General features: G+C 39.5%; 17 protein-coding genes and 3 pseudogenes. 10 read left to right on the top strand and 10 right to left on the bottom strand.

What is annotated here, in order from left to right:
• Nucleotide 1 precedes the first annotated feature (1 nt).
• Nucleotides 2–719: pseudogene (locus NYZ99_RS12980) on the bottom strand (peptidylprolyl isomerase).
• A 107-nt stretch (nt 720–826) separates the two neighbouring features.
• Between NYZ99_RS12980 and NYZ99_RS12975 the strand changes: the two are divergent.
• Both NYZ99_RS12975 and NYZ99_RS12970 read left to right on the top strand, forming a co-directional pair.
• Nucleotides 827–1,360: an NUDIX hydrolase gene (locus tag NYZ99_RS12975; RefSeq protein ID WP_338039004.1), complete on the top strand. Its 534-nt coding sequence runs from the start codon at nt 827–829 to the stop codon at nt 1,358–1,360.
• A 24-nt stretch (nt 1,361–1,384) separates the two neighbouring features.
• Nucleotides 1,385–2,191, top strand: coding sequence for a lysophospholipid acyltransferase family protein (locus NYZ99_RS12970; protein WP_260571554.1), 807 nt, complete (start codon nt 1,385–1,387; stop codon nt 2,189–2,191).
• Here the strand turns inward: NYZ99_RS12970 and NYZ99_RS12965 are convergent.
• The 3 genes from NYZ99_RS12965 to NYZ99_RS12955 form a co-directional block, all read right to left on the bottom strand.
• Nucleotides 2,188–2,838: a hypothetical protein gene (locus NYZ99_RS12965; RefSeq protein WP_260571552.1), complete on the bottom strand. Its 651-nt coding sequence runs from the start codon at nt 2,836–2,838 to the stop codon at nt 2,188–2,190. The genes NYZ99_RS12970 and NYZ99_RS12965 overlap by 4 nt on opposite strands.
• A 3-nt stretch (nt 2,839–2,841) precedes the next feature.
• Nucleotides 2,842–3,336: an RNA polymerase sigma factor gene (locus NYZ99_RS12960; RefSeq protein ID WP_260571551.1), complete on the bottom strand. Its 495-nt coding sequence runs from the start codon at nt 3,334–3,336 to the stop codon at nt 2,842–2,844.
• Between the two features lie 124 nt (nt 3,337–3,460).
• On the bottom strand, nt 3,461–4,870 hold the full coding sequence (locus NYZ99_RS12955) for an amidohydrolase (RefSeq protein ID WP_420845125.1): 1,410 nt from the start codon (nt 4,868–4,870) through the stop codon (nt 3,461–3,463).
• Nucleotides 4,871–4,990: 120 nt separating this feature from the next.
• On the opposite strand from NYZ99_RS12955, the pseudogene NYZ99_RS12950 reads away from it, so the two are divergent.
• Both NYZ99_RS12950 and NYZ99_RS12945 read left to right on the top strand, forming a co-directional pair.
• Nucleotides 4,991–6,284: pseudogene (locus NYZ99_RS12950) on the top strand (NAD(P)/FAD-dependent oxidoreductase).
• 84 nt (nt 6,285–6,368) lie between these two features.
• Nucleotides 6,369–6,590 carry a hypothetical protein gene (locus NYZ99_RS12945; protein WP_260571549.1) on the top strand — a complete coding sequence of 74 codons (222 nt, stop codon included), beginning with the start codon at nt 6,369–6,371 and terminating at the stop codon, nt 6,588–6,590.
• Between the two features lie 103 nt (nt 6,591–6,693).
• Here the strand turns inward: NYZ99_RS12945 and NYZ99_RS12940 are convergent, their stop codons facing one another.
• Both NYZ99_RS12940 and xerD read right to left on the bottom strand, forming a co-directional pair.
• The gene (locus NYZ99_RS12940) at nt 6,694–6,825 is read right to left on the bottom strand and encodes a hypothetical protein (RefSeq protein ID WP_260571548.1); all 132 of its coding nucleotides are present in this window, start codon (nt 6,823–6,825) and stop codon (nt 6,694–6,696) included.
• A gap of 64 nt (nt 6,826–6,889) precedes the next feature.
• Nucleotides 6,890–7,785: pseudogene (gene xerD / locus NYZ99_RS12935) on the bottom strand (site-specific tyrosine recombinase XerD).
• Nucleotides 7,786–7,910: 125 nt separating this feature from the next.
• Here xerD and NYZ99_RS12930 point away from each other — a divergent pair.
• From NYZ99_RS12930 to NYZ99_RS12905, 6 genes are all read left to right on the top strand, one after another.
• Complete coding sequence (locus NYZ99_RS12930) at nt 7,911–8,471, top strand: porin family protein (RefSeq protein ID WP_260571547.1); 561 nt, start codon at nt 7,911–7,913, stop codon at nt 8,469–8,471.
• A 266-nt stretch (nt 8,472–8,737) separates the two neighbouring features.
• Nucleotides 8,738–9,196, top strand: coding sequence for a hypothetical protein (locus NYZ99_RS12925; protein ID WP_260571546.1), 459 nt, complete (start codon nt 8,738–8,740; stop codon nt 9,194–9,196).
• Nucleotides 9,197–9,276: 80 nt separating this feature from the next.
• Nucleotides 9,277–9,690 (top strand): type II 3-dehydroquinate dehydratase, encoded by a 414-nt coding sequence (locus NYZ99_RS12920; protein ID WP_260571545.1) that lies wholly within the window; start codon nt 9,277–9,279, stop codon nt 9,688–9,690.
• A 64-nt stretch (nt 9,691–9,754) separates the two neighbouring features.
• Nucleotides 9,755–10,366 (top strand): PQQ-dependent sugar dehydrogenase, encoded by a 612-nt coding sequence (locus NYZ99_RS12915; protein WP_260571544.1) that lies wholly within the window; start codon nt 9,755–9,757, stop codon nt 10,364–10,366.
• Nucleotides 10,332–10,550 (top strand): PQQ-dependent sugar dehydrogenase, encoded by a 219-nt coding sequence (locus NYZ99_RS12910; protein ID WP_260571543.1) that lies wholly within the window; start codon nt 10,332–10,334, stop codon nt 10,548–10,550. Before NYZ99_RS12915 ends, NYZ99_RS12910 begins: the two co-directional genes overlap by 35 nt.
• A complete protein-coding gene (locus tag NYZ99_RS12905) occupies nt 10,523–10,936 on the top strand; it encodes a PQQ-dependent sugar dehydrogenase (protein WP_260571542.1) in 414 nt (137 codons plus the stop codon). Before NYZ99_RS12910 ends, NYZ99_RS12905 begins: the two co-directional genes overlap by 28 nt.
• On the opposite strand, the gene NYZ99_RS12900 is transcribed toward NYZ99_RS12905, so the two are convergent.
• From NYZ99_RS12900 to NYZ99_RS12885, 4 genes are all read right to left on the bottom strand, one after another.
• On the bottom strand, nt 10,928–11,200 hold the full coding sequence (locus NYZ99_RS12900) for a DUF3817 domain-containing protein (RefSeq protein ID WP_260571541.1): 273 nt from the start codon (nt 11,198–11,200) through the stop codon (nt 10,928–10,930). The two genes, NYZ99_RS12905 and NYZ99_RS12900, sit on opposite strands and share 9 nt — an antisense overlap.
• 52 nt (nt 11,201–11,252) lie before the next feature.
• Complete coding sequence (lpdA, locus tag NYZ99_RS12895) at nt 11,253–12,644, bottom strand: dihydrolipoyl dehydrogenase (protein ID WP_260571540.1); 1,392 nt, start codon at nt 12,642–12,644, stop codon at nt 11,253–11,255.
• A gap of 190 nt (nt 12,645–12,834) precedes the next feature.
• Nucleotides 12,835–13,332 (bottom strand): peptide-methionine (R)-S-oxide reductase MsrB, encoded by a 498-nt coding sequence (gene msrB, locus NYZ99_RS12890; RefSeq protein ID WP_260571539.1) that lies wholly within the window; start codon nt 13,330–13,332, stop codon nt 12,835–12,837.
• A 194-nt stretch (nt 13,333–13,526) separates the two neighbouring features.
• Nucleotides 13,527–14,093 carry a collagen-like protein gene (locus NYZ99_RS12885; RefSeq protein ID WP_260571538.1) on the bottom strand — a complete coding sequence of 189 codons (567 nt, stop codon included), beginning with the start codon at nt 14,091–14,093 and terminating at the stop codon, nt 13,527–13,529.
• Nucleotides 14,094–14,228 lie beyond the last annotated feature (135 nt).

Here is a 14,228-nt window from a genome sequence, read left to right as displayed (position 1 = left end):
ATTACTCAATAACTTCTGCCTTGGTAATATAGATATTCTGCTGTGGCCAATCACCTTTACCAACGGGTTGGGCATTGATTTCATCCACAACGTCCATACCCTCAATTACTTTTCCAAAGGGAGTAAAATCACCATCCGGATGATATGATCCAGGATCCGTTACTACTATAAAAAACTCATATGGCGATGCTAGTTTGTGTGGGTTATCCATTTCGCTACTTGGCATGGATACGGTTCCTCTATGGTGGCTGTATCCTTTTTTTGTGTCAGGGGGTAGGAGGTATCTACCAATATCCCATCTTTTATCCGCCGTTTTTTGGTCGTCCGAACTACCTCCTTGGATTATAAAATCCTTGACAACCCTATGAAATTGTGTATAGTCAAAATACCCTTTTCTCGGTCAAATAGATGAAATTTGCCTTATGGTAGGGAACATCGTCGTATAGTTGAATGACAAAGCTTCCAAACTTTGTGGTCATTTTAACTTTATTGACTTTTAAGTTTTTCTGATAATCGAAGAAAAAATCGATGGCGTTCTCCTCGGTGAGTTCAAAAGCATTCTCTTCTGCTTCCTTGGAATCTCCTGTATTTACTTCGGAGGAATCCACCTCTTTTATTTGGATTTTCGGTGGGGTTTCAGTTTTTTGCGGATTATCTTTACAACTTATATAGGGAACCGTAAGGACTATGAGAAAATAGTAGAAAGTCTTTAAACGCATGGATTTCAACTTTTTTGAGCAACGGATTTCAAAAATAAAGGATTTACCCCTTCCGGGCGAAATTTCACATTACAAAATGGCTCCGAGAGATTCGGATCAGGGAATTGATGGAAGGTAAGATCCTTAGAAAAAATCCACGCAAAGCAGCCGTGATGGCCTTGTTTTATCCAGATTCCCGGAATATGACACATCTTTTATGTATTCTTAGGAAGACCTATGAGGGTATTCATTCAAATCAAGTGGCACTGCCTGGAGGAAAAGCTGAAAGGGAAGACGGGAGCCTCAAGATTACGGCGCTTAGGGAAACATATGAGGAGGTAGGGGTGAACCCAAAGGATGTTGAAATTGTCCGGACCATTTCAGAGGTCTATATTCCACCCAGTAATTTTGAGGTGCAACCTTTCATCGGTCTTTATAAGGAACCTAAACCTTTTAAGATCCAGGAATCTGAAGTAGCCTCACTTTTGGAAATTTCCTTGACGGATTTTTTGGAGGATATCAACCTTACTTCAAAAAAGTTGAGCACCTCCTATGCAAAGGAGATTTCTGTACCTGCCTTTAAATTAAACGATTATATTATTTGGGGCGCTACAGCCATGATGTTAAGCGAGATTAAAGATCTTTTAAAGCAAGTGTTGTAAGGAGTATTTAGTATTTTAGCAACTATGGGACTGTTTAAGAAAAACCCTTTTGGGCACAACCTCTTTCTAAAAAAATGGTTGATCAGGATATTAGGTCTAATGTCCCATCAACGGTATAAGCGGTTTAATAAATTGGAAATCGATGGCTCTGAGATTATTCGAAGTTTACCGGATACCAACGTACTTTTTGTTAGCAACCACCGGACTTACTTTGCGGATGTGGTGGCCATGTTCCATGTTTTTAATGCTAGTTTAAGTGGGAGGGAAGACTCAATAAAGAATGTGGGTTATATATGGCATCCCAAATTGAACATGTATTATATTGCCGCGGCCGAGACCATGAAGAAGAGTTTGTTGACTAAGGTTTTAGCCTATGCGGGATCAATTAGCGTAGAAAGAACCTGGCGTTCCGAAGGCAAGGAAGTGAATAGGCAAGTGAAAATGAGCGATATATCCAATATTGGTATTGCTTTGAAGGATGGTTGGGTAATTACCTTTCCACAGGGTACCACTACACCTTGGAAACCTTTAAGAAAAGGTACGGCACATATCATAAAAAAGTTTAAACCCATTGTGGTGCCAGTGGTCATAGACGGATTTAGACGCTCTTTTGATAAAAAGGGACTTCGTGTAAAAAAGAAGGGGATTTTACAATCTATGGTCATCAAGGAACCCCTGGAAATCGATTACGACAACGAATCTACAGAATCCATCATCGAAAAATTGGAATATGCCATAGAGCAGCATCCATCTTTTTTAAAGGTGATTCCCAAGGAGGAACTCTTGGCCTACGAAGAAGAACATCAACAAAGAAAATGGCGCACCAGTTAAATTTCCAATTGCCTTAATTCCCTATAGTTTTTATTCAATTTTCTTAACAGAAGACCATAAAGAAGAAAATAAACACACCCCATAAAAAGAGTAAGTACGACGCCAAAACCACCAATACTTGCCATTAATGTAAACCTTAATTTTTCCTCCGATATGTTTTGCAGTCCTTGCCTTAAATCAGGAAAGGCATCGGCAATATCATGACTAAAAAATACGCCTATTACCATTACTATAACGGTCAGCATGATCATGCTCAAGGAAAAAATGACGTAATGCTTAACGGTTCTCCTTGTTCTAATTATTTTATTCATTAAGCTTTTTGAGTTATCCGGAACAGATATTTCCCTGAATCTTTTATAGAACTGAACGATAAAATAAATTGCAGCTGAATATGTAATAATGGATACTATCAACAAATAATTGGATATTCCCAATTTTTTGTACACTTCCATGCCATCCTGCATAGATGGGAGAAGATAAAGCAAATGCGGTAGTGTAAACTCTAGAATGCTTATAATCAATATCCATTTTACAATAGAAGAAGATTTCTTCCATATCATTTTATGGATATCCGAATAGGAAAGTTTGGGCAGGTTTACTTCCTTTTTCTGCCAGTCCCTTTTTAATAAGTCCAACTCATCCGTCATAACCTAGGGGTTCAAAATGGTTTTTAATTTTGTTTTTATACGGTTCATCTTTACGCGTGCATTCACTTCCGTGATACCTAATGTTTCTGCTATTTCCGTATAATTCTTGTCTTCTAAGTACATAAACACCAACGCTTTGTCAATATCGCCTAATTGCCTTACGGCTTTGTACATCAACTTTAATTGTTGTTCCTCTGTTTCATCATATTCATCGGCCTTTATTTTAAATATGATCGATTCATAATCCTGCGTATCTATTCTTCTTTTGGATTTCCTGTAGAGGGTTATTGCCGTATTCAAGGCAACCCTGTACATCCAAGTACTGAACTTGGATTCTCCCCTAAATTTGGGGTAGGCCTTCCATAGTTGAATAGTAATTTCCTGAAACAAATCATTATGTGACTCCTTGTCATTTGTATATAACGTACATACTTTATGGACAATGTTTTGATTGTCCTGAAGCTCTGTCACAAAATTATGTTCCAGTTCTTTATTCACTAATGGTTGGTTGTTGTTAAGGTATTAGTAGTATGTAATCAGGTTTTGTTACAGGTTGGTTTGAAATAAAATTAAAAAGTGCACGGGAGTACCCCGTACACTTTTAAAATATTCTTGTCGTAAATTAATTTCTATAATCTAAAGCTGGCTCCCTATCTCCCAAAAGAGGTATGTATTTGAAGTCGGCACCACGTTTTTCCTTAAACTCGGTTTTAGCGGATTCAACTAGTTTTTTGTCGGAAAAAATATCAATCGCGGTTAAGGTCAAAGCTTTGGCAGCGACCATCATTCCCTTTTTACCTATTGAAGTCCCCCCCGCGGCAACCGCCTGCCAACTATGTGCCGGTGTTCCTGGCACCCACGTAGCGGCGCTCATTCCCACTGTAGGAACTGTGAAGCTTACATCGCCTACATCCGTAGAACCTCCTGGTTTGGCCTCTGTTTTATATGGCTGGATGTTTTTTGCTATACTGATGTCCGCTTTTTCCTTGCCTAGTGATTTTGCAATCTTATCTGCAAATTCTTTCTCTTCTTGCGTATAATCAAAACCACCCACTTCAGTAAGGTTGTCGAACATCACTTTTTGCAAGGTGAGGTTTGGCAAAAGTTCATGTGTACCCCCAATCATTTCGTAATCCATTGTCGTTCCGGTTCCCATAGCGGCTCCCTCGGCAGCTTTTACGATTCTATCGAAAATATCTATAACCACATCTCTTTTGGCATGGCGGGCATAATAGTATACCTCAGCAAAATCCGGAACTACATTAGGGGCCTTTCCACCTGAGGTAATTACATAGTGTATACGAGCATCGGAAGGAATATGTTCACGCATCATATTAACCATCATATCCATAGCCTCGACTCCATCCAAGGCGGAACGACCCTGTTCCGGGGCGGCCGCTGCGTGTGCTGAAAACCCATGAAACCGAAACTTGGCCGATTTATTTGCCAAAGCGGCTCCGGCATTTGCCGCGTTTTGAGCCCCTGGATGCCAATGTAGGGCAATGTCAACATCATTAAAAAGACCGGCCCGTACCATATAGACTTTTCCGGATCCCCCTTCTTCTGCTGGGGTTCCGTAAAATCGAATTGTGCCTTGTTTGTTGTTTGCAACCATCCAATCCTTGGTGGCAATTGCCGCTGCGGTAGATGCCGTGCCAAAAAGGTGGTGTCCGCATGCATGGCCTGCAGCACCTCCAGCAGATTGCTTTTCGGCTATGGCTTCTTGTGAAAGACCGGGGAGGGCGTCGTATTCACCCATAATCGCTACAATGGGACTTCCGCTACCGAATTCGGCGATGAACGCGGTAGGAATTCCCGCTACACCTTTTTTGATTGTAAACCCCGCATCCTCTAGGGTTTGCTGTAACAAAGCTGAGCTTTTTTCTTCTTGGTAGCCCATCTCTGCAAGATTCCATATTTCCTGTGAAATCTCCCCGTAGGATTCACTTTTCCAGTCCAAGGACTTTAGAACGTCTTTTTTTGTCTTTTGAGCGCTCAAAGAAAGTACGCAAGTACAGAGAACTAAGAGCATAGTGATTGATTTTTGCATGCTGGAATTATTTATTTGAATTAGCCTTTAAAGTTACTAAAAACAGCATATTCTTTTCTATTGGAACCCCGTTTGTTTAATTTTACGGCTTACTTTTACACTATGAACATACCTCGTTCCAATAATCCTAGAATTGTTATCATTGGTGGGGGCTTCGGAGGGATTTCCCTAGCTCAAAAACTTCAAAAACAGGAAGTACAGGTAGTACTTTTGGACAAAAACAATTATCATACATTCCAACCATTGCTTTATCAAGTGTCCACAGGGGGATTGGAGCCGGACTCCATTGCCTATCCATTGCGAAAAGTATTGATAGGTTATGATAATTTCTTTTTTAGGCTTGCCGAGGTAACAGAAATTATTCCCGAAAGAAAGATGCTCCAAACGACCATTGGTGAACTTTCCTATGATTATTTGGTTCCGGCAACAGGTTCTGAAACCAATTTTTTCGGTAATACGGAATTGGAAGAACATGCCATGGCCATGAAATCGATTCCACAATCCTTGAATCTGAGAAGTCTCATTTTGGAGAATTTTGAACAGGCTTTGCTGACGGACGAGTATCATGAACGAGATGCTTTAATGAACTTTGTAATCGTTGGGGGAGGACCTACCGGGGTGGAATTGGCCGGTGCCTTGGCCGAAATAAAAAAGGGCATTTTACCCAAGGATTATCCGGATTTGGATACTAGAAGGGCGCAGATCAATATCGTACAAGGAGGAGAGCGCCTCTTAGATGCCATGAGCGAAAAAGCTTCTGAAAAGGCCGAAGAATTTTTAGAAAAACTGGGAGTGCAGGTTTGGAAAAATGTGAGGGTTACCGGTTATGATGGTAAAACAGTACGAACTAAGACCGATCTAACATTTGAGACCGCTACTCTTATTTGGGCGGCAGGTGTGAAAGGGGCCACCATAAAGGGATTGGATGCCAAAGAGTTGATTGCCGGTGGTAATCGATTGTCCGTTAATGAATTTAATCAAGTTATTGGGTACCCTGATGTTTTTGCCATTGGAGATATCGCTTGTATGCAAAGTGATGATGCACCCGCGAGGACATCCCATGATGGCGCAGCCAGCTATCCAACAGGGACGAAACTTGGGCGATAATTTAATCAGGCTTCTGAATGGCAAGGCGCTCCAGCCATTTATTTATAAGGATAAAGGCAGTATGGCGACAGTTGGACGGAACAAGGCTGTTTGCGATTTAAAAAATATCCGTTTTCAAGGGGTTTTTGCCTGGTTCGTTTGGATGTTCGTGCATTTATTTTTTCTAATAGGCTTTAGAAATAGGGTAGTGGTATTTGTGAATTGGGTCTATAATTATATCCGATTTGATCGCGAGGCACGGTTAATCATTAGGCCTTTTAAAAGGAACTATGATCAGTTCAGGGATTGATTCTGAACATTCTCCGTTAATTATTTACTAAGCCAGCAGCTTTCAATGGGATTTTTCTTTTCCTTTAATGAAAAGACTAGCCCTATGAAGTTCTATCTTTTCACGATGTTTATTTTCTTTTACTCCATAGGTGCTTCACAGATAAATGGGTTAGGAAAGGAGCCCAAACCAATAGAAGGTTTAAAATTGGAGTCATTTGGATACCCTGTTTTTCTAGGTAGAGAACAACACGCATCCTTTCATTTAACCTATCCTTTTAGCAGTACTTTTAGTGCGAATCTCAACTCGTTTTATGACACCTACTGACTTTCCATTCGATTTAGGGCCAATATTCTACTTAAGAAATATCTCGGACGAAAATTGGTATTTGTTTTCTCGGAATAGAATCTGAATTTAATTTTAACAAGTATCAAAGTATAGATTCCCGAAGCAATCCGCTCCACGTATTGATATACTTTCCGGAATCGGTTATGAGGTCAATAGAAGCATCCAAGTAGAGGCTAGAGGAAATATACAAATAAATAATTCTTCTTTGGGACATTTTGGGGAACCTTTAGTACCTATGCCTCAAATGTATTCGTTAAAAGGGAAGATTAAATTTTAAGTTATTTCCTAGGATGGAACTTATTGAGTACGTCTGCCAAATGAGTTCGGTCAACGTGCATATATACCTCGGTTGTAGTAATACTTTCATGCCCCAACATTTGTTGTATGGCCCTTAAATCAGCGCCATTTTCTAACAAATGGGTCGCAAAGGAATGACGAAAGGTATGGGGACTTATGTTTTTACGCAGTCCTATTTTTTCAGCGAGATTTTTAACAATGGTGAAAACCATGGCACGTGTCAATTGTTTGCCCCTTCTATTTAAGAAAAGGGTATCTTCAAAACCCTTTTTAATTTCTTGGTGAACCCGTACCTGATATCGATAGATATTGATGTATTTTTTGTTGACTTCGCTTATGGGAACAAATCGTTGCTTGTCACCTTTGCCCGTCACTTTTATAAAATCCTCATCAAAAAAAAGGTCAGATAATTTTAGGCTGATAAGTTCTGAAACACGAAGACCACAACCGTACAACGTTTCGAGCATGGCTCTGTTACGTTCACCTTCGGGTTTACCTAAATCTATATTTTCAATAAGTTGATTTATTTCGCTTTCGGAAAGTGTGTCGGGTAGCTTTCTTCCTATTTTTGGAGATTCGATTAAGTCTAACGGGTTGTCCCCCCTATAATCCTCGAAGACTATGTAATTAAAAAAACTCTTTAAACCGGAAATAATTCGGCCTGGGAACGTGGATGAACCACTTTGGCGACCTCGTAAATAAATTGTTGCAAAATATCCTTTGAAATGGTTGAAGGGGTTTCCTTTATTTGGTAATCCGATAGGAAAGCAACCAGTTTCTCCACATCCATAATATAATTTTTAATGGAATTGTGGGCCAATCCACGCTCCAATTTCAAGTAATGCTCATAGTCTTTTAAGGCCTGCTCCCATTTCATATTTAAAGATACATTTAATCTAATTATGGGGTTCATTATTATGGTCTAACATCTTGTAAACGTGTAGAGGACTAGGTTCTTAAAGATTCATATCTTTGAAGGAGCAACCATTAAACAAAATGAATATGAAAAAAATAGTTTTTATGGCATCCTTTTTATTTACGGGATGCTTTATGATGAATGCCCAAGATATTACAAGGTTTGGGGCAAAAGCGGGAATAAATGTTTCTTCTTTAGGCGGAGATGCCAACTTAAGTTATGATGCAAAGACAGGCTTCCATATTGGAGGAGTTTTAGAGATACCCTTTAGTGATGAATTGATAATACAACCTGAAGCTTTAATATCATACCAGGGTAGTGGTGGGTTTTTTCAAGATGATTTAAACTTTTGGTACTTGAACGTTCCTGTAATGGCCAAATACAACGTTTGGGATGAACTTTATATAGAGGCTGATCCATATTTAGGCTTATTGTTATCCAACAATGTTGATCGTAATATTTCCGGAACCGGTGCAAGTTTTGATGCAACAAACGGAATTGACCTTGGTTTGGGGATTGGAGCTGGCTATAGATTGGATGATAACTTTTATTTCCAGGCCGGATACTCTGCCGGTTTTATAAATGTAATTGAAGATGTGAATTCCAAAAATAGGGTGTTCGCCATTTCCGTAGTTTATTTTCTTTAAAACTGAAGAGTCTAGATAATAAGGCGAAGGAGTCACCCCTTCGCCTTTTTTTGTGGCACAGCTCAACTATCTGTTTTGGAACGTCCTAAAAGAGGAAAACCTTCATTATTCCCTTTTTTACCACCAATATATGAAGGGTCACAACTAAAAATTAGTCGGTTGTTAAAATGACGTTAAGTTTACGTCCTAATCAACAAATAACAGCATGAAAGGTTTTGTGACAATTTTATTTTTAGTGACAGTAGGATACTTTGGTTCAGCTCAGTATGTGGACCGCACAAATTTTAGGGCCGGTCTCGGTAGGGGGAATTGTGGTAGGCGATTACTCTGAGGCATATAGTTTAAATTTAGGATTGGATATGTACCACCATTGGGGTGTTTCCAGGGAAATAGATTTGGGTCTTACTACGGGCTTTATGAATGCCTTTGGTGAAAAGCAGACCATTTCTACAGGAGGTGTATCTGTTGAAACGGAATTCGACAATATACAGTTTATTCCTGCGGGTGCCTCTGTACGTATTTACCCCACCTCGGGATTTAAATTTGGTGGTGATGTAGGCTATGCCATTGGCATTAACAAAGGAAATGAAGGAGGATTTTATTATAGGCCCTCTCTTGGTATTGACTTGAGCGGGGGTTCTTCTGAGTTGAATATATCCTATTTGGCCGTAAGTGACGATGTAACTTTTGGAAGCGTCCTATTAGGATATTTGTTCCTCTTTTAAAATATTTTAAAATAAAATTGTAAAAGTGGTATTCATTGGGTGCCACTTTTTTTGTTCAAATAATTAGTACTTTTAACTCCATGAAAATTATTATCATAAATGGCCCTAATCTCAACCTTTTAGGAAAAAGAGAACCCGAGGTTTATGGCAACAAAACCTTTGAAGACTACTTTTCTGAACTACAGTTTCGTTTTAAAGAGGTTGAATTGGAATATTATCAATCCAATATTGAAGGTGAGCTAATTTCTAAGTTACAGGAAGTAGGTTTTGATTATGATGGTATCGTTTTAAATGCGGCGGCATATACCCATACTTCGGTTGGTTTGGGCGACGCCGTTAAGGCAATAAACACTCCAGTGGTCGAAGTTCACATATCCAATACATATAACCGTGAGGATTATAGACATGTATCCTTCATTTCGCCAGGTGCCAAAGGGGTGATTTTAGGATTTGGATTGCAAAGTTACGATTTGGCCATTCGTAGTTTCTTATAAGTTGCTGCATATCCTGATAATCCAAAAGGATCCTATTTTTCGTACATAAATAAATACTTATGCTATGAAAAAAATGTTTCAAATCATTTCCCTTGTTTTTATATACCTTACATCTTCTTGCAGTAATTCCGATGATATAAATCTTAGCCCTATAGAAGATGATAGCGTTAGGATTATAAACGCTTTTCCAAATCTTAACTTTTCCGGACCACTGGACTTACAAAGTCCCAATGATGGATCCGATAGAATATTTGTGGTGGAGCAGGGCGGAAGAATAAAGTTTTTTCAAAACAATAGTGAAACCACAGAATCCAGTACTTTTTTGGATATGAGTGGAAATATTGCCAGTTCAGATGAACTTGGTTTGTTGGGGTTGGCCTTCCACCCAAATTTTGGGGAGAACGGGTACTTTTATGTTTGCTATACGCCCACGAGCGATTTGAGCGTGATTTCCCGTTTTAGAACAATGGGAAACGATAGTAACCAGGCTGATCCAACTAGCGAAACAGTACTCTTGGAAATTCCCCAGCCTTATACCAATCACAATGGTGGGCAGCTTGGATTTGGACCCGATGGATATTTGTATATCGCATCTCGGCGATGGTGGTTCCGGAGGAGATCCGGATGGAAATGCACAGAATTTGGAAAACCTTCTAGGAGCAATCCTTCGTATTGATGTGGATAATATTGATAATGGATTAAACTATGCCCTACCAAGTGATAATCCCTTTGTAGATACGGAAGGTGCAAGACCCGAAATCTATGCTTATGGGCTTAGAAACCCTTGGAGGTTTTCATTTGACACCCGAATGGAAATTTATGGTCCGGCGATGTGGGTCAGGGTGAAAAGGAAGAAATAAATATTATCGAATCTGGTGGAAATTATGGTTGGAATATCTTAGAAGGTACTTCATGTTACAATGCACAGAATTGTGAGGAAACTGGAATTATTGCTCCTGTTTTTGAGTATGGTCACGACAATAATGATAAATCTGTTACTGGAGGTTACGTGTATAGAGGAGCCCTTAACCCTACCTTATCTGGTTATTATATTTACGGAGACTTTATTTCCGGTAGGATATGGGCCTTGGACAACGTGTCGGGTGCCACAGTAGCAAATGAGCTACTTTTCGAAACAGGCCTGAATATCGCTTCATTTGGAACGGATGAAAGCAATGAGATCTATATCTGTAGTTTTGACGGTAACATTTACAAACTGGTACCCCAAGAGGAGAATCTACCTTAAATATTTTTCCTCTACATAGAAAGTTGCGAAGGGAAGCAGGGAAGCTATTCCGAAAATGGCCAAGCGTTTAAAGCCCCATTTTTTGTTATAACAGACGATAATTGCCAATAAAATAAAGGCAATAAATAAAAAACCGTGGGCATAACCCACCCATTTATTGGGCTCAGGAATCTCAGCCCAATATTTTAGGGGCATTGTAACACCGAATAAGGCCAAATAAGATATTCCTTCTAAAATTGCTGTTATTCTAAAAGCTTTTAGCATATAAAATTGGAATGTAGAAGGGCAAAATACAACAGTATTTTGCCCTTAATTTTTATAAGTGAATGACTTCATCATAAGCGTCTGCAACGGCTTCCATAACCGCTTCGCTCATGGTCGGATGTGGGTGCACGGCTTTTAAAACCTCATGACCCGTGGTTTCCAGTTTTCTAGCTACGACCGCCTCTGCAATCATGTCAGTTACACCTGCACCAATCATATGGCATCCAAGCCATTCACCATATTTGGCATCAAAGATTACCTTCACAAATCCATCGGATGCTCCTGAAGCTTTTGCTTTTCCACTTGCTGAGAAAGGGAACTTTCCAACCTTGATATCAAAACCTTTCTCTTTAGCCTGCTTTTCGGTAAGACCAACAGAAGCAATTTCAGGAGAGCAATAGGTACATCCCGGAATGTTGCCATAATCCAGCGGTTCTACATGCATTCCTGCAATTTTCTCAACACAAAGTATTCCCTCTGCCGATGCAACGTGGGCTAATGCCTGACCTGGAGTGACGTCTCCTATAGCGTAATATCCTGGAATATTGGTTTGATAATAATCGTTAACCAAAATCTTGTCGCGATCTGTTGCAATACCTACATCCTCCGGACCTATGTTTTCAATATTGGTTTTGATTCCAACGGCTGAGAGTACAATATCCGCCTCCAAAACCTCCTCGCCTTTCGATGTTTTTACAGTCGCCTTTACACCACTACCTGTTGTGTCTACCGAGGTTACCTCCGCTGAAGTCATGATTTTTACACCCGCCTTTTTGAAACTGCGCTCCAATTGCTTGGAAACGTCCTCATCCTCCACGGGAACTATATTGGGTAAATATTCGACCACGGTCACTTCCGTTCCCATGGAATTGTAAAAATAGGCGAACTCAATACCAATGGCACCACTCCCTACAACGATCATTTTCTTGGGCTGCTCGGAAAGCGTCATGGCTTCTCTGTAACCGATTATCTTTTTACCATCTTGTGGCAAACTTGGTAATTCCCTACTACGGGCTCCGGTTGCTATTATAATATGCTCAGCGCTGTATTCGGTTTCCTTGCCATCTTCTGATTTTACGGAAACTTTTTTACCAGATTTTAAAGTTCCATAACCATTGATTACCTCAATTTTATTCTTTTTCATCAGGAATTGAACACCTTTGCTCATGCCATCGGCAACACCTCTACTTCGCTTTACAACAGCTTCAAAATCCTTATCAACACCTTCCGCTTGAAGACCATAGTCCCCGGCATGTTGTAAATATTCAAATACCTGAGCAGACTTTAGCAATGCTTTGGTAGGGATACACCCCCAGTTTAGACAGACACCACCTAGATTTTCTTTTTCGATTATAGCTGTTTTAAAACCTAACTGTGAGGCTCTTATGGCTGTAACATAGCCGCCTGGCCCACTACCCAAAACAATGACATCAAAAGTGCTCATATATAATTTTTTTTGTGGTTGAAAATTGAGGTGCAAAAATACAAAACCAAATCGGAATTTTAACTTAAGATGGAATTAAAGAACGCAGGCTACTAAAAATCAGATTTCAAATGTGCATAATAATATAAAGGAAAATTTCTCTGAAGAAAGTTTCGAATCGCATTGTAGGTTCACTGGGTAATTCATTGAATTACTCCCCTTCGACAAAATCGAGGGCAACTCCATTTATACAGTGTCTTAGACCCGTTGGCGCCGGGCCGTCCTCAAATACATGGCCCAAGTGGCCTCCGCAGTTAGCGCAGTGTTCTTCGGTTCTTTTATATCCAATTTTGTAATCTACATCATAACCGACGTTACCCTCTATTTCCTTGTAAAAACTTGGCCACCCTGTACCGGAGTCAAATTTGGTTTCACTTTTAAAAAGTGGGGTTCCACATGCTGCGCAAACATAGGTTCCTTTTTTTTTGTTATCTAAAAGTTCACTGGTAAATGGATTTTCGGTGGCTGCTTTACGTAAGACATAAAACTCTGCATCCGTTAATTCCGCCTTCCATTCGGCCTCCGTTTTTTGAATTTTAAACTCCTTATTTTTTTCTTGGCTTTGGTCTTTGGCGATATCTTTATCTTGGGAGACTCCCCTGCAGCTGGTCAATAAGGCCAAGGCCACTAATAAAACTGAATATTTCATTTGTTATTTTTTGTTTTTGTACTGAATTAAAAAACTTATTTCGAGCAAGAATAGCATTTTCTTGTTAGGTCGATTAATTGACCCAATCCTTTCAAAGATATAGTAGAAATAATTATAGAGGAGTTAAGATTTTCTAAATGAATCAAAATAAAAAACCCCGAGAAATCGGGGTTTGAATTCATATTTTCGAGGCTTTATTTTAAAACTACTTTTTGAACATCTTTTTCAGATACTCCAAGCCTGCTCATTACAGAATTGATATTGGTAACATCCAGTTTTCCAGTTTGTGCCACCTCGGCCGGTAGTACGGCAATCCTAAATACCTGATCATCCGTGTCCCCGGGTAATAAAGTGCTTAGGTCAAAATCTGCTTCCAAGAAGATACTTACGTCAAAAAAGGTATAATCATAATTGTATTGAAGAAGTCCTTGGTCTATAATTCCGGTTTGTGGCATTAATCTCCAAATATCTACAGGATCGCCGTTGCCATCCTCTGTTTGGTCCCATAAAAGATAGACTAAAACAACATCGGTCTCAAATACTTCTATGGTTTGCGGAAATTCATAAAATATGGAATAATCGTTCGCTGCATCAAAAGTACCCTGAATATCGATTACTTTTCCTAAAATGTTGATACCGTCCTGTCCATCGATACCGTCTCTTCCATCCAAACCATCAAAACCTGGAGGGCCTTGTGGTCCTTCGCAGGCCATAAAAAAGAATGCCATTATCGAGCTAAGTAGAATCGTTGTTTTTTTCATGATATTGAATTTTATTGGTTCACCATTATTAATTTTAATCAAGTTATTCAAAAAGCGTTCCAATTTTAGTATTTTAGAAAATATATCCTACAGATTTAAAATGATCAATAATAAAAATTGGGTGTAGGTATACAT

The organism is Maribacter litopenaei (assembly GCF_025244665.1).
GTDB lineage: Bacteria > Bacteroidota > Bacteroidia > Flavobacteriales > Flavobacteriaceae > Maribacter > Maribacter litopenaei.
Note: the sequence above shows the minus strand (reverse complement) of the source record. Positions and strands in the feature narration are given on the sequence as shown.